The sequence below is a fragment of the Vibrio sp. La 4.2.2 genome, assembly GCF_027586995.1.
GTDB lineage: Bacteria > Pseudomonadota > Gammaproteobacteria > Enterobacterales > Vibrionaceae > Vibrio > Vibrio mediterranei.
The window spans coordinates 1-23,862 of sequence record NZ_JAPPTJ010000007.1; the positions used below are offsets into that span (position 1 = coordinate 1).

Below are 23,862 nucleotides of genomic sequence, written 5' to 3' on the forward strand. Positions count from 1 at the left end.
TGTTTTTCTAAGATATTCTCTTTACAAAATGAGTTAGATGTTTAATTCTAATTTCACCAACGAGAACAACAAGAATTATTAGAAAAGGAATATTCTATGTCTTTACCTATTGAGTGGTTTACAACTAGCTATACACGAATTCAAAAATGGGATATCGAAGGGTTGTCATTATTGGAGGCAGAAGCAGCTTTAGAAACCTATTTAACAGATAACAACCCTATCTCACTAGAGATGGCTGATTACATTGCCGAGAACTGGACTTGTCGCCGGATACAAATGCTGGATTCTGAATCAAGGCGTACCCTAATGAAAATCTGGGATGAACGAGAAATAGCGGCGCACGGATAGTTGTTTATCTTATCGAGTCAATTAATTTAGTTATAGTGCATTAGGTATATTAAAAAAGGCGCTTCTTACAGCGCCTACACTTCTAAACTAATTGGAACTCATCGAGATTTCTTTTTGCCTTTTGACTTGAATCCTTGATGTGGGAATACATTTCGAATACGTTGTTGGCATGCTTTCGCTACTGAGTTGCTAAATTTTAGCTTCATACCGGTACGGGTTTGGTAAACTTTTAAAACACCTGTCGCTTTATCACGCTCAACAATATCTTTAAGATTATGTCGAAAAGATGGAGGAATATGACCTTTAACGTTACCTAGTTCACCGTTATCAAATTTTACAGTTAAAACTGGACGGTCAACGGCAACAAGCCAAAAAACAACAAGTGCACCTATCAGAAGAACGTATAACATCGCAACTACTCCCTATTCCCTGGCTAATCAGACAGTAACTTACTTAGGTCCTCTTTCAGGCTGCTCACTGTCTTGGTCGCTTTCTCACTGCGCGAGGCTTCACTTAACAAGTATTCGATCGCTTCGGATAATGTACATCCGAGTTCGTTTGCTCGGTAAGACAGCTTTTCCCAAACTCGGTAGTCAAGATCGATAGACTTTTTCTTTGTATGAACTTGTTCTGCATTATAGTGACGCTTGCGCTTGGCACGAATTGCCTGCTTGAGTTTATTATCAAGCTCTGCAGACATATGCTCATCAATCCAATCAAGAACCAGAGTAGGCTCGTGTTCTAATGATTTAAAAGTCGCAACGGCCTGCTCGATTTCACTGGTATCAATATAGCGAGTGATATTCTCACCCTCGCGCCACTTTTTAGATAAATACTGCCACTTCCAACCACATTCTAGGTTTTCAAGCTGTTGGTATTTCATTGGTTTGCGTCCCTACTCTGTTTACAGTGACAGCGTAACCCAAGTCACGTAACAACTCAATAAAAGAACACAAAATCTGAGAATCTGCTCCCGATTAACCGTGCTCTATTACTAACGTTACTTCTGGTTTCGTTGTATACTCCATCCAAATTTTAAATAAGTAGCACCTTAATGAATCTAGTCCCTTGGCAAGACGTTTGTCCGCAGTACAACAACTATCAAACCACTATTGAACAAGCACCGAATATTGCACCAGCATCGCTGCTTGATTTGCAACCTCGTTTACAAGCCGCTCTTAAGTTCTTCACATCAAAAGCTTGTAAATCTAAAGTGTTAGTTGTTAAAGATGGTGACAACCTAAAGTACCGTGAACTAATAGCTGATTCACTCAAAGCATTAGGAAAACATGTTGTCGTGACAAAGGATACAAGCTCAGCGCTGCTGTTTGATCATTACGCTAAGGTTGATAACCAACTTGAAGTTTCCGCTGGATTGATTTCTCAAGCTAATAAAGGATTTCTTGTGGCTTCAACTCAAGCGGCATTAAGTACATTAAGCACTTGGGGAAATATAAAGGCTTTGCTATCAGGAGCGTCACTAAACAGTGTGGCCATTGATAAGCAGTCTACTGTTTTATCTCCGCCACAATTCCAATCAGATTTTAAATTGATAATTCTTGGTGACCGAGACCAACTCGCTGAATTTGATTATGCTGATAATGATTTCCGTTCTGGCTTTATGCAGTATACAGAACTCGAAAGTGACCTAAAGGTCTCCGAAAAAACTATCTCGACTTACTTCGGCTTTGTAAATGGTCTACTAGAGAAGCAGCTTCCCGAATATAATCTAGATAGTTCAGCCTACCTGCGCCTTCTCCAAGCCGGAGCTCGTGAAACAGAAGATAAGCAGTATCTTCCTTTGTCCATCGATTGGCATTCGGCACTACTTGGTGAAGCGTCATCTTTTAGTCATGACAAAGTAATAACATCCGCTCATATTGAGGAAGCAATTTGTGCGAAACGAAGCAGAGAAGCGTATCTTCCTGAACGCGCAATTGACGATATTCTCGAGGGGCAAGTTGTTATTGAAACTCAGGGACAACAGGTTGGCCAGGTCAACGGATTAACTGTTATAGATATTCCCGGGCACCCAGTTTCCTACGGAGAACCCGCTCGAATTTCCTGCGTAGTGCACTTTGGTGATGGTGATGTCTCTGATGTCGAGCGAAAAGTTGATCTTGGCGGTAACATCCATGCGAAAGGCATGATGATTATGCAGGCGTTCGTTTCTTCCGAGTTGGACCTTGATGCCCCGCTCCCTTATTCTGCCTCTATTGTGTTTGAGCAATCTTATTGCGAGGTTGATGGTGATAGTGCGTCGCTAGCTGAGTTGTGTTCTCTCGTAAGTGCATTATCTGGCTATCCTATCGACCAACAAATTGCGGTCACAGGTGCTGTCGACCAATTTGGCCGCGTTCAAGCCGTCGGTGGCCTCAATGAAAAAGTCGAAGGTTTCTACAGCGTATGCAAACACCAAGGTTTTACTGGTAAACAAGGTGTTGTACTCCCAAAAACTAATCTTCAACACCTAGCACTCAGTACTGAGGTGGTAGAAAGTATTAAGCAAGGTGAGTTCCATATTTGGTCAGCTACACACGTTGACGAAGTGGTTCCTCTACTTCTTAATAAACCGTTCAAGAGTGAAGACGAAGATAGCGTTATTGGAAAGATAGCCGAACGTATTGAAAATTTTGAAAAACTTGAACTGCCGGAAACTTTGTTAGAAAGGGTTAAAAACTGGTTTGTCTAGTCGTGGTCGGACTTGTCTAGCGTACACCTGTTCACTAAGATGCTCATACCAAAATTTGGAGTAATTTAATAATGCAAAACAGACGTGAATCTTATAGCCGTGAAGATCTTCTAGCCTCTAGCCGTGGTGAATTATTTGGCGAAGGCTACCCTCAGTTACCAGCACCAAACATGCTGATGATGGATCGTGTAACTAAAATGTCAGAAACCGAGGGTGACTTTGGTAAAGGTTTAATTGTTGCAGAATTAGATATCACCCCTGACCTATGGTTCTTTGATTGTCACTTTATTGGTGACCCAGTCATGCCAGGTTGTCTTGGTCTAGATGCAATGTGGCAGCTAGTTGGCTTCTACCTTGGTTGGATTGGTGGCGAAGGCAAAGGTCGTGCTCTTGGTGTAGGTGAACTAAAATTCACTGGTCAAATCCTCCCTACTGCGAAAAAAGTAACGTATGAGCTACACATGAAGCGCGTAGTAAATCGCAAGCTTGTTATGGGTATCGCTGACGGACGTGTTTTAGTAGATGGTAAAGAAATCTATGTTGCTAAAGACCTAAAAGTCGGCCTCTTTAAAGACACATCAACTTTCTAAATCGAAACTTTCAATAAACGACTCTCCGGAGTCGTTTATTTTACTCACACATATTTAGTTATAGTGCATTAGAAGTAACAACTACAAAAAAGACCTCAAGATGAGGCCTTAAAAAACTTCAATTTTGCTCCCGACTTACTTGAAGAGTCCTGAATGTTTGTCATCTCGGGCATCACGCCAACCGCCTAGCCAATAAGACTTAGCATCCATTTGTTGATAGGGACAGGTTTCCATCGATCGACCATTCAATCCAGCTTTATAACCCTGTGATTGAGCTCGCTCTAGACGATCACGTTTTTGTCTCTTCATAGTACGGTCCTCATTATACAAAGCCAGTCTCCCAGCTTTCTACCATTAAAGATTTGTGGAGCTTTTGTTACTCCTCTTTAATAATTGCGCATTATTCCGCTGATCACAAGGCACAAAAAATCCCAGATTCAGAAGTGTGAACCTGGGATTTTTGTCACTTGTGACTATTTGTTACGGCGTAACCCTAAGAACCCTAGGAAAATCATCGCCATCCAACCGAGACTACCACCCTTACGCTCTACGGGTGCAGCTTCTAATGCGCGGGTCTGGATATCAGCAGATGTTGCATTTGCGATCGGGATCAACTTAACTGCTACTACTTTCTCACGTTTTTGACCACTGCCGCAGTATGAGTTGTGACCAGTAGTATCATAGCCGCCTTCACATTTTAGCGCTGTCGCTATAATTACACCGTCATCATTAATATCAACTGCATCAACAATTCGGAACTGATTATTGTTAGTAGACTCACTACCACCATTAGTTAAGTCATCTAGCAACCATGGTCGATTTTGGAAAATAGCACGTCTATCTATCATTTCCTGATCGCTAGAGTCAGCAACATTATACGGGTAGATAAAACCACGTTGACGACGTTTCTTACCAAAATACTCTGTAGACTGTTCGGCATCAACAGCACCAACAATTTCGTTAAAGTTGTTAATCGCCCCCGTCTCACCGCCAACACCACGGAAGAAGATCCCACTATTACCGTTAAGCTCATCAAAGTACTGCGCAGAACCAACGTTACCGCTAGAGTCGATCGATGTTAAGAACATTCGGTTAGGTGCAGCGCCATTTTCACGTTTATCGCCTCGACGTTTTGCTTCGCCGATTACAACAAGGTTTTTGTTGATATCAGTAGCTACTGAGTTGCTGTAAACAAAATCATCACCATCTTTAATAGTCGCTCTTGATATAATTGATGGCTCCCATGAGTCACCGTTCATTATATTAGCGTTAGTTACCGATGAACTCTTAAAAACTGTGGCTTGCATGAATACGTTGTTACCATCTTGGTAACTGTTAAAGCCTACCAGTACAGGTTTACCTTGAAGTATACCTGCTTGATTACTGATAACAGCTCCTCTAACACTTCCTTGCATAGCTCTTTTATTGTCAACATTCGGAGTAGCAACGTTGCCATTGTTACCCGAGTTTCTCCAAGGTGAAACAGGCACCGCTTGCAACGAACCCGCACCATCTACTTTCCAAATAGCAGCTTTAGTGGCATAGCCAAAATTCTGACAATTAAATTGAGATGCAGGGTCAGAGTATCCTCCGGTCACACAGTTTTCTAAACTCTCTCCTCCATAAGACTTGTCGCCGTCAGTATAAGCGAATGGCGTAACGGCAGCACTACCTACAACATACTTAGTGCCAGTGCCCGAATTGGTATCATCATATTCAAATGAGTCAAATGCCATGGTCATTCCCATGCGTCGGACTACTGCCAACTCATTTGCCGTATTTTCAGCCTTGTAAGGAATAATGAAACTATCTTGCATTGGCTCTAAAACAGATATACCACTAGCGTCACCAACAAATCCACGATTCAAATATGTCCTTGCGGCATTCGTGCCGTTGGTAAAATGTCCGCTACTCGTATTACCAATAGCCTTGACATCCGCTCCATCCTCACTAATTTGGTTGATCACAGTATTGGCAGAAGCTGATATCGGACTATTAAAGCCGTCAGGGTTGTTCGTTTCCGGTAACGTATTGGCTAATAGTAAACCACCATCTATAAACGACTGGGCGGTCGATTTGTAATTGTTATTCTTCCACGCCTCTTTTTGCCTTTGTAAACCACCGTGATCACTATAGCTAAACCACAATTTATCAGCCCAGCCTGGATCACACGTTTGATAGCCTAATTCATTGCGGCAATAATCTCTATTTCGCGTCCAGTCTCTATAATAAAAACTTGTGTCGTAGTTGAACGCGACTTCTTGTTTAAACGAATGCCCTTCAGAGCCAGTTCTTGACTCACTCAAAAGTGTATATGCGACAGAGTTACAGCTTTGCCCAAAACAACCGAGGCTACCTGTTGTTTTACGTTCTTTTCCTATAGCAGAACCATAAAACTCTGTGACATCAACCCCATTTGCAACTCCTTTTTCGTACGAGGAGTCCGTGGGTGCGACTTCCACAACCTTATACAACGCTGCCTGACTTGAAGTTGCAGCCATAACACCGGCTGCAATTAATGAAATTTTGAAATTAATACGACTCATGAAGACTAACTTTCCTGTTGCATTGCTTCGAGCTCTTCCCATCGCTCAAAGGCAATTTCCAGTTCCTGCTCTTTGGCAGACAAACTATCTAAAATTGGTTGTGTTTCAGTGACAGGTTTAGTGAAAAACTCAGGGGTATTCACGGTTTCCTGCAACTGTTCTAATTCTTGCTCTAGCTGCTCAAGTAACGCAGGTAGTGCCTCTAATTCCCTTTGCAGCTTATACGACAGCTTTTTAGGTTTAGAGTTCACAGCAGTTGCTTTCTTTTCTGGTTCAACTGCTTGCTTTTTAGTCTCTTTCACAGGTTCGTAAGCTTTTCTTGCTTCGATGACCTGTATTCGTTGTTGTTGGGCATCATGATAACCACCAACAAACTCTTCTATAACCCCTTCACCTTCAAAAATCCAGCTCGTAGTCACAGTATTATCAACAAATTGACGATCGTGACTCACTAAGAGCAGCGTGCCCTGATAGTTAGCAAGTAATTCCTCGAGTAACTCTAACGTTTCGATATCTAGATCGTTGGTTGGTTCGTCAAGCACCAATAAGTTGTTCGACTTAAGGAAGATACGCGCCAATAATAAGCGGTTTTTCTCGCCGCCAGATAATGCCTTAACCGGAGTTCTGGCACGTTTTGGGGCGAATAAAAAGTCTTGAAGATAGCTCAACGCGTGTCGTTCTCGACCGCCTACCATGACTTCTTGCTTACCGTCAGCAAGGTTATCAATCACCGTCTTCTCTGGGTCAAGAGCTTCACGATATTGATCGAAATAAGCCACTTCTAGCTTAGTACCACATTTCAACTTTCCAGATGTCGGCTGTAACTCGTCGAGGAGAAGCTTGATTAGAGTACTCTTGCCGCAACCATTAGGACCAATAAGCGCAATTCTGTCACCACGCTGGATGTTAAAGGAAAAGTTCTTAACTATGGTTTTGCCTTCAATCTGATAATTGAGGTCATTAGCTTCGAAAACGATTTTCCCGCTACGAGCGCTATCATCCAGTTTAAGATTCACTTTACCCTGAACTTCGCGACGACCTTGGCGTTCCTCACGCAGTTTTTTAAGCGCTCTCACACGTCCTTCATTACGCGTTCTACGCGCTTTAATGCCTTGACGGATCCATACTTCTTCTTGCGCAAGCTTTTTATCAAATTCAGCATTTTGCATTTCTTCAACACGTAATGCTTCCTCTTTCTCAACCAAATAGGTTTCATAACTACCTGGATAAGAAACTAATTGACCACGGTCTAGGTCGACAATGCGAGTTGCCATCGAGCGAATAAAGGCACGGTCGTGCGAGATAAAGATAATTGAGCCACGAAAATCTTTTAGGAAAGTTTCCAGCCACTCGATTGTGGTTACATCTAGATGGTTGGTAGGCTCATCGAGTAGTAAAACATCAGGATCACAAACAAGAGCACGAGCTAACGCAGCTTTACGCTGCCATCCACCAGATAAGTCAGTTAACAGTGTGTTGCCATCTAACTTCAAAGCCCCAAGAATATTCTTAATACGGTCTTCAAAGCGCCATGCTCCGGCAACTTCTAAGCTCTCTTGAGTTTTCGCCAATCGATTTATGTTTCGCTCAGACGGGTCTTGTGCAACCAAATCCAGTTGAGCATGATAAGTTTTTAATAACTCACCGACTTCTGCCAGTCCTTCGGCGACGTAATCAGCTACCGTACCGGCCTGATCACGCGGAGGATCCTGTTCAAGCCGTGATACCACGACATCTTGAGTGATCTGCAGTTTGCCATCGTCCATGACGATTTCTCCCGCAAGCACTTTCATTAATGTTGATTTGCCCGCACCATTGCGGCCAACCAAACACACACGTTCGTTTTCTTGAAGTGCGAAATCAGATTTGTCTAGCAGTGGATGATCACCAAATGCTAGTTGCCCATTATGAATGGTAAGTAATGCCATTAGCTGTTAACCATTGTTTCAGTTGAGAAAGGTCAAAAGGCCAGTTAATTTCAGATTGTTCGCTTTTTACAACTGGTATAGTGACGCCGTAACGAGAAAATAGCTCATCATCAAAAGCAATATCGATCACTTGTAACTGCTCAGTTAATCCAACCTGAGATATGAGCTCAAATGCCATCTCACAGAGATGGCATCCTTCAGTACTGTATAGAATAAGTTCCTTTTCCATAATCCTTTACTTTTGGTGAGTAATAACCCAACAGTTATGAATATGTTTGTTACGAGCAAAATCAAGTGGCAGAGTTTTATCTGAAATGTTCTCAGCTTTAAGGCCAAGTTCTTCCAGCGCTTTCAAGTCCATCTTGAAGTGTCGTTTGTTGTTCGAAAATACTATCGTACCTTCTTCGCGCAGTAGTCGTTTCAAGTTCGTCATTAGCGTTACGTGGTCACGCTGAACATCAAATGATTGTTCCATTCGCTTAGAGTTCGAAAAAGTCGGTGGATCAATAAAGATAAGGTCGTAACTACCGTTGGCTTTTTCTAACCATTGTAAGCAGTCTGCTTGAATATATTGATGCTGACGGCCAACTTGGCCATTGAGTTTCATGTTCTCTTTCGCCCACTCTAAGTAGGTATTTGACATATCAACTGTTGTCGTTGATTTAGCGCTACCCAATGCTGCGTGGACAGTTGCAGATCCTGTATAAGCAAATAGGTTTAAAAAATCTTTGTTGCTCGCCATTTCACCAAGCTTACGGCGAGTGATTTTATGGTCAAGGAACAGGCCAGTGTCTAAGTAGTCGTAAAGATTGACGATTAGCTGAGCCCCGTATTCATTTACGTGAAGCTTTGATGACTTAGCCGCCAGTTTGTTGTACTGCGATGAACCTTTTTTCTTTTCACGTACTTTAAGAACCACGTTGTTGGTATCAACACCGGTTACCTTGATACTGGCACGAATAACATCCGTTAATCGACGCTTTGCTGTCTCTTCAGGAATGCTTTTGGGAGCTGCGTATTCTTGAATCACCAGATAGTCTTGATAAACGTCAACAGCAACATTGTAGTCAGGTAGATCAGCATCATATATGCGATAGCAATCTAAGCCTTCCTTTTTAGCCCACTTTCCAATCTTTCCAATGTTCTTCTTGAGACGGTTAGAAAAGTCCGGAGCTACAACTTGTGCGTCCTTATTGCCGACTAACTCGTCTTCGGAGCGTTGAGAAATTGAATAGTTTTTTTGGTGACACTGTAACGCACCATTGTTCAGTTTAAATTGTTTTTCTGCTCGCATACGTAAGCAACTTAACAAATCGTCTGAACTAGAGAAGATAGAGGCTTGGCAACCGCCAAATTGAGTTTTTAGTTGGTTGCCAAATTCGGTATAAAGTGCGATAAGCCCTGGTTCCGTGCCCAAGCGCTCGCCGTATGGAGGGTTACACACCACAACACCTTCTCCGAACTCGGCAGGTTTAGTCACTTGGCTCGCATCGCCAAGCTCAAAGTTAATCAACTCTTCAACGCCTGCACGTTTGGCATTTTCTTTAGCGGTTCTCAACACTTTAGGGTCGTTATCGAATCCCCAAAATCTGCTGTCAGTCTTTTTGACACCGCGTCGAGCTTGGACATTAGCTTCTGATTTAACCTCTGCCCATACCTCCGGTTCAAAATCTTCAAGTGCTTCAAAACACCATGTTTGACGCTTAACACCAGGAGCCATATTTGCAGCAAGCATGGCCGCTTCTATCAGCAGCGTACCAGAACCGCACATAGGATCGAGCATGTTTTGCCCTTCTTTCCAGCCGCTACGAGCAACAATGGCAGCGGCCAATGTTTCTCTTAAAGGCGCTCGGCCTGCTTCTGTTCTATAGCCACGTTGGTGTAAGCCTGAGCCAACCATATCTAAGCCAATAAGCGCTTTATCTCTATGTAGGCGCACATGAACACGCACATCCGCGCGGTCTTTACTGATATTTGGGCGAGGCAAATTCTTCTTATTAAAGCAATCTACTACGGCGTCTTTGACTTTCATCGCGCCATACTGGCTATTGCGAATCTCACGGTTGGTACCGTTAAAGTCTACGATAAATTTCTTTGAGCTATGGAAGTGATTAATCCAGTTAATGGAAGACGCAGCCAGATATAAGTCCATATCATCTTGGCAAGTAAACTCCGAAAGCACTTTAACAAAGCGAGAAGCATATCTGCTCCATAAACAAGCTCGATAAATCTGCTCATTTGACGCTTTAAACTTCACTCCCGCTTGTACAGGTTTTACTGAAGTTAAACCCAATTGCTCAAGCTCTTGAGCCAGCAGGTTTTCGAGTCCATTAGAAGTAACGGCAAGATATTGGTTCATAGTGTTCATCTGACTGTGAAAAATGGTGTTGATTATACCTGACAAACGGCCTTCTCACTAAACAAACCTACTCTAATCCCTTAGTTATTCGTTTGTTCGAACAAGCTTTAACCGAATGAAACTCATAAACACCGTCACCATCATTATATTAGCCATTAATGATATACCAGTCGTATTTATTGACCAAGGGACGAAGTGAATACTTATTTACATCAATTTTGGTCTATACCAAGGAGCATTTTGATGCGTAATTTTATTACATTTTTAGCTAAAGGAGGAATTTATAGCGATAAAACACCCTGTTTTAAGCAGAAAAAGAGTCACTATTTAGATAAAAAAATATGCGAAATATCACCAGATAGGATTCAAAGGTATAGGTTTCTTAAAAACAAGATAGGAAGATGGTGGCAAATACGAGGTGTATCCTCTAGGATTGAGGCAAAAAAAATCGGCCATGAAGGCCGATAAATTTCTACGAGGAACGTTTTTGGAATCGTTGTGTACTACTAAAAGCTGCCACTGCTTTTTCTATTTGGCGCATTTTGCGCTCGAATTACCCTACTAAGCTCTTAACCGACAAGAGCAATGGGCTGGTTAATTCTCATAAATTGATGTGCACAAGCCATTCTGTCATGCATGACTTTAATGCTCTGGCCAAACTGAACACCTTTACTTGGAGTCAAACTGAATGACTCTAAATCTACTAAGGCACATAAGCTAGCACTCTCACCGACTTCTAGGACGATAAAGAAGCCCTCCGAATGTTGGTTTACTAATCGGACTAAATCGCCTTCTTGAGGTTGATAGCTGCCATTTTGATGGTCAAAGAACCAACTCTTTGGCTGAACGGGCTTATGGAAGCGCTTGGCTGCAACACAATAGAGTGTGAGTTCAGCTTGGCGAGGCTCAGATAGCCCTAATATGCTTATTTGGTCTTTAAAGGTTTGGAACGCGGATGCGTCATCTACGGTAAAGTTGTTCTGACCCATCGCGCAGTCGACAAGGAGCTTTCGGGAAAGATTGGTTTTAAAAACCATCTCATCTCCCAAATCCAGCATGAGAGAACCTTCGTCCTCATCCATATACCAGATCCATGTATCGCTGGGTTTAAGCATCGTTCCGTCTCTTATATTTAAAGAATAATCAGACTGTTAGGTAAAACGCTTAATTACCTTTTTTGTCAGTTGAATATAATTCTACAAACGATTACGCAAAAAAAAAGGGGAAAACAATTTTCCCCTTCTCTTATGTTAGACCCAGTAACTTTTCAGTAATTACAGGTTTTTAACGATGTCTTTAACAAGTTTTGGACCATGGTAAATGAATCCGGAGTAAACTTGGACGAGTGTTGCACCTGCCATCAACTTCTCTTTCGCAGAAACATAGGAATCAATGCCGCCAACACCGATAATTGGCAACTTACCTTGCAAATTCTCAGCAAGTAGACGCACTACTTCGGTACTACGTGATTGAACTGGACGACCACTTAAGCCACCAGCTTCATTCGCATGCTGCATTCCTTCTACGATAGAACGATCCAACGTAGTATTCGTTGCGATCACGCCATCAATTTTATTTTTGATCAACGATTCACAGATTTGGCCAATCTCGTCGTCACTAAGATCCGGAGCGATCTTCAATGCCAAAGGTACATATTTATTATGTTTTTCAGCAAGTTCCGCTTGTTTCGTTTTCAGTTCTTCTAACAGCTCATCAAGTGCTTCACCATATTGAAGGCTGCGCAGTCCCGGAGTATTTGGAGAGGAAATGTTTACGGCAATATAACCAGCGTGCTCGTATACCTTTTCCATGCAGATAATATAGTCTTCAGCACCCTTTTCGATCGGAGTGTCTTTGTTCTTGCCGATATTAATACCTAGAATACCGTCAAATTTTGCTTTCTTTACGTTCTCTACAAGGTTATCGACACCTAGGTTATTGAAACCCATTCGATTAATAATCCCTTCAGCTTCAACTAAACGGAAAAGACGAGGTTTGTCGTTACCTGGTTGAGGACGAGGTGTCACAGTCCCTACTTCCACAAAACCAAAGCCCATAGCACCAAACGCTTCGATGCATTCGCCATTCTTATCAAGACCTGCAGCAAGACCTACAGGGTTCTTAAAAGTCAGCCCCATACATTCAACAGGACGATTAGGAAGTTGTTGACGATATGCTAGATCAAGAGGAGTGCCAGTAAAACGTTTGAAGTTCTGAATAGCGAGATCATGAGCCTTTTCGGCATCAAGTTGGAAAAAGCCAGTTCTGGCAAGACGGTAAAGCATTGTGCCTCCGATAGAAAACCCGTGTAAACGGGGTGGTATTATTTACTTATTTGTTTGAACATGCAATGAAGTTTTTAGTTTTCTCGCGAAAACGCAAACGATTAGGCGAATAAAGACACAAATTATGTGACATTGTCACTCATTATTCTCTCGACAATAAAAAAGCGCCTATAAAAGGCGCTTATCACTTAATAAAACCGGTTAGCAGTATCTATTTATTGTGTGTTTGCACAATTTAAATTTAACAAGCTCAATTCTCGGAGTGCTACAGAGAACTTAGCAAACTCATGAACATTACCTACTTTGAACTCGTTGAGTATATTTTCCCAACGAAGCAAACTACTCGCATTAGTTTCCATCCAATTATTAAGTGACAGGATAACGTCTTCGTTATCGCCACCACAGCCACATTTAAGGACTTGCGCTGTCAACAAACGTTGCTGCCAGTCTAGATCTTCGCGGAATGCTGCCCTAGCAAGAGCTTGCCAATTATTGTCAACGCCTTGACTGTTTATTTGGTTTAAGAACCAATGCAATGATAGACGATCACCGAGATGGAAATAGAGTTTAGAGGCTTGCTCAACACTAAAGTTAGCTTCTGCAGCGATTTCCGAAATATCAACAGCGGATAGTAAGCTAGATAAACGAGCTACATAATTGGCCAGCTCTTTTCCTACTCCTTGCTCCACCCAGTTTTCAGCTTGTAGACGATGTTCCGCTACTTCTTCAGCTACAAGGCAAGTTTCAAGTGTTTCCTCTACTTTCATAACGTCATCACGGTAGCGAGCAACGAGTTGCTCAACCGACTGTTTGCCAGGTCGATTTCTCAAGATCCAACGAGCAAGTCTGCGTAATGTGCGGCGTACAATAAACAGCAGCTCATATTGCGCTTCTGAACTGGCAATATTATCAAGTTTACGTATTTGCTCGAAAGTATATGCAAAACCATAGATTTCTCTAGATGCTGCGTATGCGTTGGCAATATCAACTACTGTGGCACCCGTCTCTTCTTGTAGACGAGTCACGAAATTACATCCCATTTCGTTAACCATCTGATTTGCAAGCATTGTAGAGATGATTTCAGCCTTCAGAGGATGCGTTGACATACTTTCTATGTAGTTACGGCGTAACTCAGATGGGAAGTATTGTGTCAGTTGCTGCTGATGATACGCATCGGTCGCGATCTCATCAGTCACCAGTTCTTCTTTCAATACCATCTTACCGTAAGCCACCAGCACTGAGAGCTCAGGTCTTGTCATTCCAATGCCTTGTTTCTCGCGCTCAATCAGCTCTTCATCAGATGGAATATATTCCAAACCACGATCCAAATGACCTGCTTTTTCTAGCGTATGTATGAAACGAATCTGTTCTTTGACTAGCGATACGCCTTGGAATTCTGTTACTGAGATAGACTCTGACTGGCAATAGGCATCATCTAGAACAATTTCGCCAACCTCATCTTCCATAGACTCAAGGATTTCATTGCGTTGTTTGACTGTCAGATCACCGTTAGACACAAGACCATTCAAGAAGATCTTAATATTAACTTCGTTATCGGAGCAATCTACACCACCTACATTGTCAACAAAGTCAGTATTAACACGACCACCAGTTAAAGCGTACTCAATACGCCCCAGTTGAGTCATACCTAAGTTACCGCCCTCACCAACTACCTTGGCTTTCAATTCGTTGCCGTTGATGCGTAGTACGTCATTAGCGCGATCACCTACATCAGTATGCGTTTCAGCGCTAGACTTGACGTAGGTACCGATACCGCCGTTCCAAAGTAGATCGACTTCCATGGAGAGAATCATCTTAATAAGATCATTTGGTGCCATGGATGCTTTCTTGGTCCCAAGCATTTTTTGGATCTCAGGAGTTAACGTGATCGATTTTGCCTTGCGAGCAAAAACACCACCGCCCTTTGAGATCAATTTCGGATCATAGTCTTCCCAACTCGAGCGTGGGAGATCAAATAATCGTTTACGCTCTTCCCAACTTTTCGCTGAAGATTGTGGGTTTGGATCAATGAAGATATGCATGTGGTTAAACGCAGCTTGAAGTTTGATGTGCTTCGATAACAACATACCGTTACCAAATACATCCCCTGCCATGTCACCAACACCAATAGCAGTAAAGTCTTCGTTCTGACAATCAATGCCCATTTCACGGAAGTGACGTTTAACTGACTCCCAACCACCCTTAGCGGTAATGCCCATTGCTTTATGGTCGTATCCGTTAGAACCACCGGAAGCAAACGCATCACCCAACCAGAAGTTATATTCATCTGATACCGAGTTGGCCAAGTCAGAGAACGTCGCAGTCCCCTTATCCGCAGCTACTACTAAATACGGATCGTCTTCATCATGTCGAACAACACTCTTCGGTGGAATAATTTCACCTTCGATAATGTTGTCGGATACATCTAATAACGCTCTGATGAACTGTTTATAGCAGCGTTGACCTTCAGCAAATATCTCATCACGTGATGATAGTTGAGGTTGACGTTTACAAACAAAACCACCTTTTGCCCCTACAGGTACGATCACCGTGTTCTTAACTTGCTGCGCTTTCACCAACCCAAGTATTTCAGTACGGAAATCTTCTTGGCGATCCGACCAACGCAAACCACCACGAGCAACTTTACCACCACGTAGGTGTACACCCTCAATGTCCGGCGCATAAACGAAAATTTCAAACGCAGGTACTGGAGCTGGAATTTCTGGAATGTTCTTTGGCTCAAGCTTTAAAGATAACCAAGGCTTGTTAACACCATTGTTATCTTTCTGATAGTAGTTTGTACGCAGCGTAGCCGAAATCATTTCGACATAGCGACGGATAATACGGTCATCATCCAAGCTTTCTACTTTATCTAACTGTTTGTGGATCTTATCAATAACACGTTGTTGCCCTTTCTTGCTTCCTTTTAGAGAAGGCATAAAGCGCTGTGCAAATAACTCAACTAGGTCTTTTGCTAGATCTGGGTAATGATTCAGAGTGTCTTCAATATAGTGTTGGCTGAATGGGAAGCCGACTTGACGCATATAACGCGCATACGCCCTTAAGATTGACACTTCACGACCAGTTAAACCGGAACCTAGTACCAGACGGTTGAAACCATCACTTTCCAAACCACCAGACCAAATTGCAGCGAATGCTTGTTGGAATCGATCGCGAGCTTCTCGAAGATCGACAACCGCATCACTCTTATGTAGCATCGCAAAATCTAGGATCCAGTATGTTCCGCCGTCTGACTTAACAATCTCATACGGTGATTCACCGATCACTCGCAGACCAAGATTTTCGAGCATTGGCATTACATCGGATAAGTGTATTGGTTCATCACGATGATATAGTTTCAGTTTAACTTCTTTGGAATCCGCCGCCGCTTCTTGTGGTCGGTAGAACAGCATGCCCAACTTATTATCTTCATCAAGGGATTCAAGTCGCTCAATATCCGCCACAGCAGAGGTCGGCATCATGTCTTCTTTATATGAACGAGGGAATGCTCTTGAATACACTTTCGATAACGGTAGTCCTTTGCTCTCACCAAAATTGGCAACAATAGCTTCCGAAAGACGATCATCCCAAGACGCTGATACTTCCATTAGGTTTCTTTCTATCGCCTTCACATCCATATCCATATTATTGTTATCAACCCTTACGATGTAATGGGTTCTAGCCAGAGGGCTTTCGGAGAAATAAGTCGTAAACTCAACCTCTTGCTCACAACCAAAGTAGTTTTGAAGGATCCGTTGTGTATCTTTTCGAAGCTGAGTGTTATAACGATCTTTGCTAACATACACCATGCAGCTAAAGAAACGACCAAACGGATCTTTACGAACAAACAAGCGGATCAAGTCACGATCCTGCATTTGAACCACACCCATACCTATCTCAAGCAATTCTTCTTCTTTTGCTTGAAGTAGTTCATCGCGCGGATAGTTTTCTAATATATTACGAAGCGCTTTATATGAATAAGATCCATTTCGGTATCCACTAGCATCCAAGATACGATCAACTTTTTCGCGAATTAGTGGAATGGTGGATACACTTTGGTTGTACACGGCTGATGTATACAGGCCAGTAAATCGATGTTCTCCCACAACCTTTCCATTTGCATCGAATTTCTTGATTCCGATGTAATCTGTATACGCGGGTCTGTGGATACGACTTGCTTTATTACCTTTGGTAAGAATAAGTAGGAAAGGCTTTTTCGCTTCTAGGCGTGCCGAGTCGGAAAACTCAGAAATTTTTACCGAACGGACACGTTCTTCACTGGCGAACAGGCCTAAGCCTTTATCTTCGGTAGGTTTGAGTATGGAGTCACCCTCTTCATTGATGAGATCAAACTCTTTGTAGCCCATAAAGGTAAAATTGTGGTTACCAACCCAATCTAAAAACGCGATGGTTTCATCAAAACGATCGGCTTCCATTGGAAGTTTCTTTTTGTTCTTAACCAGATCTTTTGTGATTTGCTTAAGCTTATCCGACATCGCCTCCCACTCGTTAACGACCAAACTAGTGTCTTCGAATATAGAAACCAACTCATCCTTAAGCGCTGACATTTCAGCTTTGTCACTTAAACGGTCGATTTCGATATGGAAAATCGATTGTAAGTGCCCTTTCCCTTCATTAACTGATGTTATCTGCCCTTGTTCATCGCGTTCAAATTGAGTCGGACCATGAAGCATGATGTGACAAGTCAAATCTACTCGATTAAGAGCCATCTTGACTGAGTCAACTAAGAACGGAGAATCTGGAACGGCGATTTCTAAAATAGTGTGAGTTGATTGCCACCCATGACGACTAACCGCCGGGTTGAATACCCGAACCGACACTTCATCGTATTTTTTCTCATTGAGATGATGCCATAAACTAACAACAGCACCGTAAAGATCTGATTCATTTCTTTGTAGCAAATCATCGGGGGAAACATTGCTAAAAATATGTTTGGCGAGTTTAGTTACTAAAGGCTGATTGCTCCCTTCAACTTTGGATTCAATCAACTTGTATACTTTCTCCAGTAGAACCGGAACAACTGGTTCGCGCGTGGTCATAGAAACGCTCCACTTTTTGTTTTTATGAGGGATGTAGGCTTGTTCTATATTGTAAAAGTTTTATTGAGAAAGAGTTAATAAAAAATGGAAGAAGTTTCAGGGAAATGTTTGATAGTGTGACTAATGCACTTATTCATATCACTATAATTTGGAGCGGTTACAGTGATTCTAACCGTATAAACTTATTGTTCTGGTCAGTTATCAATCTAAAGCGACCTTTAATGCCTAATTGTGTCAAAAACGGTCGAAAGCGACTTGCGGGAAGTTGCAGTTTTAAACGCTCATCGGTCACCACCATTATACTGGATGCATGACCAGTATAATGGGCAAGGTAATTCTGATACGAAATATTGAGATTGAAGCAGTACTGTTTCATATTGTTTAAATATTGCGCAATTTAAGTAATTTTCCTTAGGTTTATTTAAGAAAAAGCCAATACTGTTCATATATACAGTATTGGCTTTTTATCGATTATGACTCTAGTGCTTTTGTGACTTTCTCAAATAAATCTTTAGCTAAGTTGTCCAAACTGCGTAACTTATTCAATTCGACTTTGATAAGTTCCTGACGTTTTTCGTCGTACTTCTTCAGCTTGAGCAACGGATCAATTAACCGTGACGCTACTTGCGGATTTGATTCATTTAACTGAGTCAATATCTCACCAGCAAACTGATAGCCCTCACCCGAGATATCATGGAAGCGACGTGGGTTCATGTTCAAGAAAGAACCTATCAAACTGCGAGTACGATTTGGATTGCTTAAACTAAACGCTTTGTGTGACATACAATGTTTAACATTCTCTAGAGCGTTGATTGATGGATTGGCCCCTTGTAAGGCAAACCATTTATCCATAACCAGTCCATCATGACTCCATTTCTCACTATAATCATCCATCAATAGCTGACGACACGAAAGTGAAGCACTATTTGCGGCAGTCATTGCGGCGATAGTGTCCGTCATATTGTTGGCATCACGATATTGTTGCTCGGCCAAGTATTGGTACTCATCAACGTTCACCAAGTACTGTAGACAAAGGTTTCTTAACGAGCGTTTACCAATTGCGTCATGCTCAATCGAATAATCGGCTTGAGTTAACGTGTGGTATAACGCAGACAATTCATCTTGTAACGCATCTGCTAGCAGTGACTTAATCTCTTTCAACACATCGCAAACTGCATCGACATCTACAGTTTTATACCAGCCGGCTACTTCATTAAAGCTTGGCAAAGATAATGCTTCAGCAATGAACGCCTCTTCTAAATCTTTATTAAGTAGTACGCCTCGAAATGCATCAATCACCAAGCTCGGTAGTTCTACACTAATGCCACTTTGAACAGAATTAACATTCGATTTAATGTACTTTGCCAACAACATTTGCCCAGCATCCCACTTAGCAAAATCGTTTTTCGCATTGATCATTAAAAAGGCTAATTGCTCATCGCTGTAATCGAATTCGAGACGAACCGGAGCTGAAAACTCGCGAAGCATTGAAGGCACAGGTTTCGAAGATATGTTCTCAAAGACAAATTCTTGTTCATTCTGAGTTACATTTAACACGTTATTTAACTCGACTCCGTTACAACGTAACTCTAGAGAATTTCCTTTTTCATCATACAGTTCTACGTCAAACGGAATGTGTAACGCTTGCTTTTCGGCTTGATCTTGAGTTGGCTGAGTTTGTTGAGAAACGTTAAGCGTATAAGTCTTCGCAGATTCATCGTAACTATCGGTAACCGTTAATGTTGGCGTACCCGATTGACTATACCAAAGACGGAATTGCTTCAGATCGATTCCCGATGCATCTTCCATTGCGGAAACAAAATCTTCACACGTAGCAGCAGTACCATCATGCCTTTCAAAGTACAATCTCATACCTGCTTGGAATTTGTCTTCACCTAGCAACGTATGCATCATTCGAATAACTTCACTTCCCTTTTCGTAAACCGTCAAAGTGTAGAAGTTATTCATTTCAATGACTTTATCAGGTCTTATCGGATGTGACATTGGGCTAGCATCTTCAGCAAACTGAGGGCCACGAATAATACGAACATTATTAATGCGGTTAACAGAGCGAGAGCCTAAATCCGAAGAAAATTCTTGGTCACGGAATACCGTTAAACCTTCTTTTAAACTCAACTGGAACCAATCGCGACAAGTCACTCGGTTACCTGTCCAGTTATGAAAATATTCATGACCAATAACAGCTTCGATTCCCAAGTAGTCAGTATCTGTAGCGGTTTGGTCGTTAGCCAAAACAAACTTAGAGTTAAAGACATTGAGGCCTTTATTCTCCATTGCACCCATATTGAAGAAATCGACCGCAACGATCATATAAATGTCTAAGTCATACTCAAGACCAAACCGTTCTTCATCCCACTTCATCGAATTAATTAGTGAAACCATCGCATGATTAGCACGATCGAGATTGCCTTTGTCCACAAATATTTCCAGTGCGACATCTCTGCCTGAACGTGTTTTAAATATATCTCGCAATACATCAAAATCACCGGCGACAAGAGCAAAGAGATAGGAAGGCTTTGGATGTGGATCTTCCCAGGTAACAAAATGTTTACCACTTTCTAACTCACCTTCTTCGATTTTGTTGCCGTTACTTAGGAGGTATGGGAAATCTGCCTTGTCTGCGATGACTTTCGTTGTGTATTTAGCAAGAACGTCTGGTCGATCTAAAAAATAAGTAATACGTCGGAAACCTTCGGCTTCACATTGAGTGCAGTAAGCACCATCAGAAATATATAAACCTTCAAGAGCAGTATTCGTTGACGGAGAAATGTGGTTTTCAATCACCAATTCGAATTCTTTTGGCAGATTAAAAATCTCCAAACCGGAATCATTAGTAATGAAATCACTCCAAGCTTCTCCATTCACTCTGACTTGAATAAGTTCGATATTTTCTCCATCAAGTACCAAGGTTGTTGCCTCACCAAGTTGCTTAACTTGGGAAACAGCGGTCACTTTAGTTTGGGTTTCATGAAGGTCGAAAGTAAGATTTACATCTGTGATAGTATGCGACGGTGTTTGATAGTCGCTACGGTATTTGGCTTTAGGTGCTGACTCGGTCATCCTTTGTCCTTATATTATTATCGTTAGCATAGTTAGCTTAATCCTCGACGATTATATACCTTAGAACTGTTACTGTGCAGAATTGGATACAAAAAAAGCGTCAAACTAAGTTGACGCTTTTGAGTAACTGCCTGTGTTGCTAGCGAATACGGTTGAGGACAGCAAACATATCACCGTCTTCTACCTCTAAAGTCAGTTCATCCTGATTTAATGTATAAGTTGCATCGTGTTCACCGTCTTTATAAAGCAACACGATGTGATCATTTTCGGTGTAGTAGACGCCACTATGAATCGCTTCATCCCCATCGCTTGAACTTACACGAAACGTAAACACAAAATCTGGCTGAAGGATTAAATCCATTCTCGCAATTTCTTGAGCGTGCTTGTCATCACCACTCACACTAACTGAAGACCAGATACCAGCGAGTGCATTGGGCAACGCTTTAGTAAAGACGACTCCATTAAGATTAAGCATATTATGGTTACCACTATAGTTATAGACCTGTGGTTCATCACTGTTTAGACCGAGAATGATCGTATCATCATTGGCGGTAAACAACCCTTCCCAATGTTCAATACTGTAATCTTGTTTTTGAATGTCTATCGAAAAAGTGTAGTTGGAACCCAGCGATAACTTGATTGCTAAAAAGGTGTCCGGGCCTTCTTCTGGACTCGGGTTTACTAAATACCAATCTCCCAACAGAAACGGTTGGTCAAACTGAGTTAAGTCATTGTTATCTTTACGTGTATCAGACAGCACCCCAAACGACAAAACACATAAAAGTAGTGTAATCCATCTCATATGTATCCCCCTCACAGTTATAATAAGCTTAGGTGGATTAATACGAGATTGCGAAATTTTTTGATCTAAATCACGATTTTTAATTTTAAGTATCAAATCTGAGGCAAGCGAGGACAAGCATTAAAAAAGCGAGCACTAGGCTCGCTTTTGTTTAGTTTGAACAGGTTAAGATTTGGCGTTTACCATGTCGACCATAATAGCCACGGCTTCATCTAAGTAAGCGTCTGGAACTTCATAATCTTTCGGGATGTCATCCAAAGTTTTGTATGGCTCTTCTCCCGCCGCTTTTTGACGCAAGTTGACACGCTCTAATCTAAGCTCATCATTGTTATCGCTTTCCGCTTTACGTGCAGCTTCATTCAAAGATAACGTTTTGTCGTCTTTTTCAGCTTTGTACTTAGCGATGTCTTCTGCGATAAATCCAAATTCCATATCCGATTTAATGCGTTCTTCATGCTTAGTCGTAAGCGATGCGATCATTTCATCGTTACGTTGTAACTCACTGTATTTCGCTTTATCTATGCTATCCCATGGTAGTGCGTTATCTTCAACACTCTCACCAGTTTCAGCAGGATCGATTGGCGTTGGGAAGGCGATATCTGGCACTACGCCTTTGTTCTGCGTACTACCACCATTAATTCTGTAGAATTTCTGGATAGTATATTGTACGTAACCTAACTCTTTATCGAATAGATCATAGATATGGTTTAGTGAGCGGTGTTGCTGAACTGTACCTTTACCGAATGAGTTTTCGCCTAATACAATTGCACGACCATAGTCTTGCATTGCAGCTGCGAAAATTTCTGAGGCAGATGCGCTATAACGATTAACGAGTACAGTCAATGGGCCTTGATAGCTGATTTTACCGTCAGTATCACTGTTTACATTGACTCGACCATAGCTGTCTCGTACTTGTACAACCGGGCCACTTTCAATAAAAAGCCCCGACATTGCAGTGGCTTCCGTCAAGGCACCACCACCATTGTTGCGTAAATCAACAATGATGCCGTCGACACCTTTTTCTTTCAGCTCGGTAATTAGTTTGTCTGTGTCTTTAGATAAACCAACGTAGAAACTGGGTACCTCTAGAACACCAATTTTCTTACCGTCTTTCTCGATAACTTCAGACTTAACGGCTCTGTCTTCTAAACGAATCTTGTCACGAACGATTTCAACAACTGTCGCCTTAGCATCTTTGCCATCAGGTAAAATCTGTAATTTAACCTTGGTGCCTTTTGGACCTTTGATAAGCTGTACTACATCATCAAGTCGCCATCCGATGACATCTACGATTTCTTCACCATCTTGACCAACACCGATGATCTTATCGCCTTCGCCTAATTGCTTACTCTTAGATGCCGGACCACCTGCTACTAGAGAACGAATAACAGTATAGTCATCAGTGAGTTGGAGAACGGCACCAATACCTTCCAGAGACAGATTCATCTCTGACTGGAACTGTTCTGCAGAACGAGGAGATAAATAACTAGTATGAGGATCAACTTCTCTTGCAAACGCATTCATATAAATTTGGAATGCATCTTCGTTGTGTGATTGAGTTAGGCGTTTGATTGCGTTGTTGTAACGTTTACCAAGCGTTTCTTTTATCTCATCCCAATTCTTGCCAGCCAACTTCAGATTCAACGCATCATACTTAACGCGTTTACGCCAAAGCTCATTAAGCTCCGCTTCATCCTTTGGCCAAGCGGCCTCTGAACGATCTAACGTAATGCTTTCATCGACATCGAATTTCATCTCTTTGTCTAACAGAGATAACGCGTATGCAAATCTGTCATAACGTTTCTGCATCGAAAGGTTATACACATCAAATGCAATTTGGTTATTACCAGCTTTGAGTTGATCATCAAGCTGAGTCGACCAAGAGTTGAACTTGTCTATGTCGGCTTGTGTGAAGATATTTCGGTTGTAGTCGAGCATTTCCAAATAACGTGCAAAAATCGCTTTTGAAAATTCGTCGTCTAGAGTGAAGTGTTTGTAGTGAGAACGAGTAAAACGAGAAGTTACGCGTTTACTGGCTGTTTCATGTTGTACTTCGGGAGCCAAGGTAGGAATATCTGATTTTTCAAATTTCGCTTCCAAAGCGTGAGCTGATGAAGCTGCTAGCCAAAGGCTAGCAGCAACTATCGATAATTTTGAACGGCACTTCATGC

General features: G+C 41.9%; 17 protein-coding genes. 3 read left to right on the forward strand and 14 right to left on the reverse strand.

From position 1 onward, the window contains the following. The first annotated feature begins 96 nt into the window (after nucleotides 1–96). Complete coding sequence (locus OH456_RS16655) at nucleotides 97–348, forward strand: hypothetical protein (RefSeq protein WP_006075457.1); 252 nt, start codon at nucleotides 97–99, stop codon at nucleotides 346–348. 98 nt (nucleotides 349–446) lie between these two features. Here the strand turns inward: OH456_RS16655 and OH456_RS16660 are convergent, their stop codons facing one another. Both OH456_RS16660 and matP read right to left on the reverse strand, forming a co-directional pair. Further along, nucleotides 447–758, reverse strand: coding sequence for a DUF3634 family protein (locus tag OH456_RS16660; protein WP_270033908.1), 312 nt, complete (start codon nucleotides 756–758; stop codon nucleotides 447–449). 23 nt (nucleotides 759–781) lie between these two features. After that, nucleotides 782–1,231 carry a macrodomain Ter protein MatP gene (matP, locus tag OH456_RS16665; protein ID WP_006075455.1) on the reverse strand — a complete coding sequence of 150 codons (450 nt, stop codon included), beginning with the start codon at nucleotides 1,229–1,231 and terminating at the stop codon, nucleotides 782–784. Nucleotides 1,232–1,402: 171 nt separating this feature from the next. On the opposite strand from matP, the gene OH456_RS16670 reads away from it, so the two are divergent. Beyond that, nucleotides 1,403–3,040: a Lon protease family protein gene (locus OH456_RS16670; protein ID WP_270033910.1), complete on the forward strand. Its 1,638-nt coding sequence runs from the start codon at nucleotides 1,403–1,405 to the stop codon at nucleotides 3,038–3,040. Nucleotides 3,041–3,111: 71 nt separating this feature from the next. Then, nucleotides 3,112–3,630: a bifunctional 3-hydroxydecanoyl-ACP dehydratase/trans-2-decenoyl-ACP isomerase gene (gene fabA, locus OH456_RS16675; protein ID WP_038230501.1), complete on the forward strand. Its 519-nt coding sequence runs from the start codon at nucleotides 3,112–3,114 to the stop codon at nucleotides 3,628–3,630. 135 nt (nucleotides 3,631–3,765) lie between these two features. Here the strand turns inward: fabA and rmf are convergent, their stop codons facing one another. The 12 genes from rmf to prc all read right to left on the reverse strand — a co-directional run bounded on the left by rmf (nucleotide 3,766) and on the right by prc (nucleotide 23,860). Then, the gene (gene rmf / locus OH456_RS16680) at nucleotides 3,766–3,939 is read right to left on the reverse strand and encodes a ribosome modulation factor (protein ID WP_006075701.1); all 174 of its coding nucleotides are present in this window, start codon (nucleotides 3,937–3,939) and stop codon (nucleotides 3,766–3,768) included. Nucleotides 3,940–4,103: 164 nt separating this feature from the next. Continuing rightward, nucleotides 4,104–6,176 (reverse strand): DUF3466 family protein, encoded by a 2,073-nt coding sequence (locus OH456_RS16685; RefSeq protein ID WP_124939724.1) that lies wholly within the window; start codon nucleotides 6,174–6,176, stop codon nucleotides 4,104–4,106. Between the two features lie 5 nt (nucleotides 6,177–6,181). Further along, nucleotides 6,182–8,104 carry an ABC transporter ATP-binding protein gene (locus OH456_RS16690; RefSeq protein ID WP_270033912.1) on the reverse strand — a complete coding sequence of 641 codons (1,923 nt, stop codon included), beginning with the start codon at nucleotides 8,102–8,104 and terminating at the stop codon, nucleotides 6,182–6,184. Beyond that, the gene (locus OH456_RS16695; protein WP_081411582.1) at nucleotides 8,082–8,333 is read right to left on the reverse strand and encodes a glutaredoxin family protein; all 252 of its coding nucleotides are present in this window, start codon (nucleotides 8,331–8,333) and stop codon (nucleotides 8,082–8,084) included. Before OH456_RS16695 ends, OH456_RS16690 begins: the two co-directional genes overlap by 23 nt. Before the next feature lie 6 nt (nucleotides 8,334–8,339). Continuing rightward, nucleotides 8,340–10,463, reverse strand: a complete 2,124-nt coding sequence (gene rlmKL, locus OH456_RS16700) for a bifunctional 23S rRNA (guanine(2069)-N(7))-methyltransferase RlmK/23S rRNA (guanine(2445)-N(2))-methyltransferase RlmL (RefSeq protein ID WP_063606377.1) — start codon at nucleotides 10,461–10,463, stop codon at nucleotides 8,340–8,342. Nucleotides 10,464–11,032: 569 nt separating this feature from the next. Continuing rightward, nucleotides 11,033–11,578, reverse strand: a complete 546-nt coding sequence (locus OH456_RS16705) for a cell division protein ZapC (protein WP_038230493.1) — start codon at nucleotides 11,576–11,578, stop codon at nucleotides 11,033–11,035. 159 nt (nucleotides 11,579–11,737) lie between these two features. Further along, nucleotides 11,738–12,748 carry a quinone-dependent dihydroorotate dehydrogenase gene (pyrD, locus tag OH456_RS16710; RefSeq protein WP_270033914.1) on the reverse strand — a complete coding sequence of 337 codons (1,011 nt, stop codon included), beginning with the start codon at nucleotides 12,746–12,748 and terminating at the stop codon, nucleotides 11,738–11,740. 215 nt (nucleotides 12,749–12,963) lie between these two features. Then, nucleotides 12,964–17,808: an NAD-glutamate dehydrogenase gene (locus OH456_RS16715; RefSeq protein ID WP_038230488.1), complete on the reverse strand. Its 4,845-nt coding sequence runs from the start codon at nucleotides 17,806–17,808 to the stop codon at nucleotides 12,964–12,966. A gap of 157 nt (nucleotides 17,809–17,965) precedes the next feature. Then, nucleotides 17,966–18,184: a DUF2835 domain-containing protein gene (locus OH456_RS16720; protein ID WP_270033916.1), complete on the reverse strand. Its 219-nt coding sequence runs from the start codon at nucleotides 18,182–18,184 to the stop codon at nucleotides 17,966–17,968. Between the two features lie 95 nt (nucleotides 18,185–18,279). Then, a complete protein-coding gene (pepN, locus tag OH456_RS16725) occupies nucleotides 18,280–20,889 on the reverse strand; it encodes an aminopeptidase N (protein WP_270033917.1) in 2,610 nt (869 codons plus the stop codon). Nucleotides 20,890–21,028: 139 nt separating this feature from the next. Further along, complete coding sequence (locus tag OH456_RS16730; RefSeq protein ID WP_006074536.1) at nucleotides 21,029–21,691, reverse strand: hypothetical protein; 663 nt, start codon at nucleotides 21,689–21,691, stop codon at nucleotides 21,029–21,031. 165 nt (nucleotides 21,692–21,856) lie between these two features. Beyond that, the gene (prc, locus tag OH456_RS16735; RefSeq protein ID WP_006074538.1) at nucleotides 21,857–23,860 is read right to left on the reverse strand and encodes a carboxy terminal-processing peptidase; all 2,004 of its coding nucleotides are present in this window, start codon (nucleotides 23,858–23,860) and stop codon (nucleotides 21,857–21,859) included. Nucleotides 23,861–23,862 lie beyond the last annotated feature (2 nt).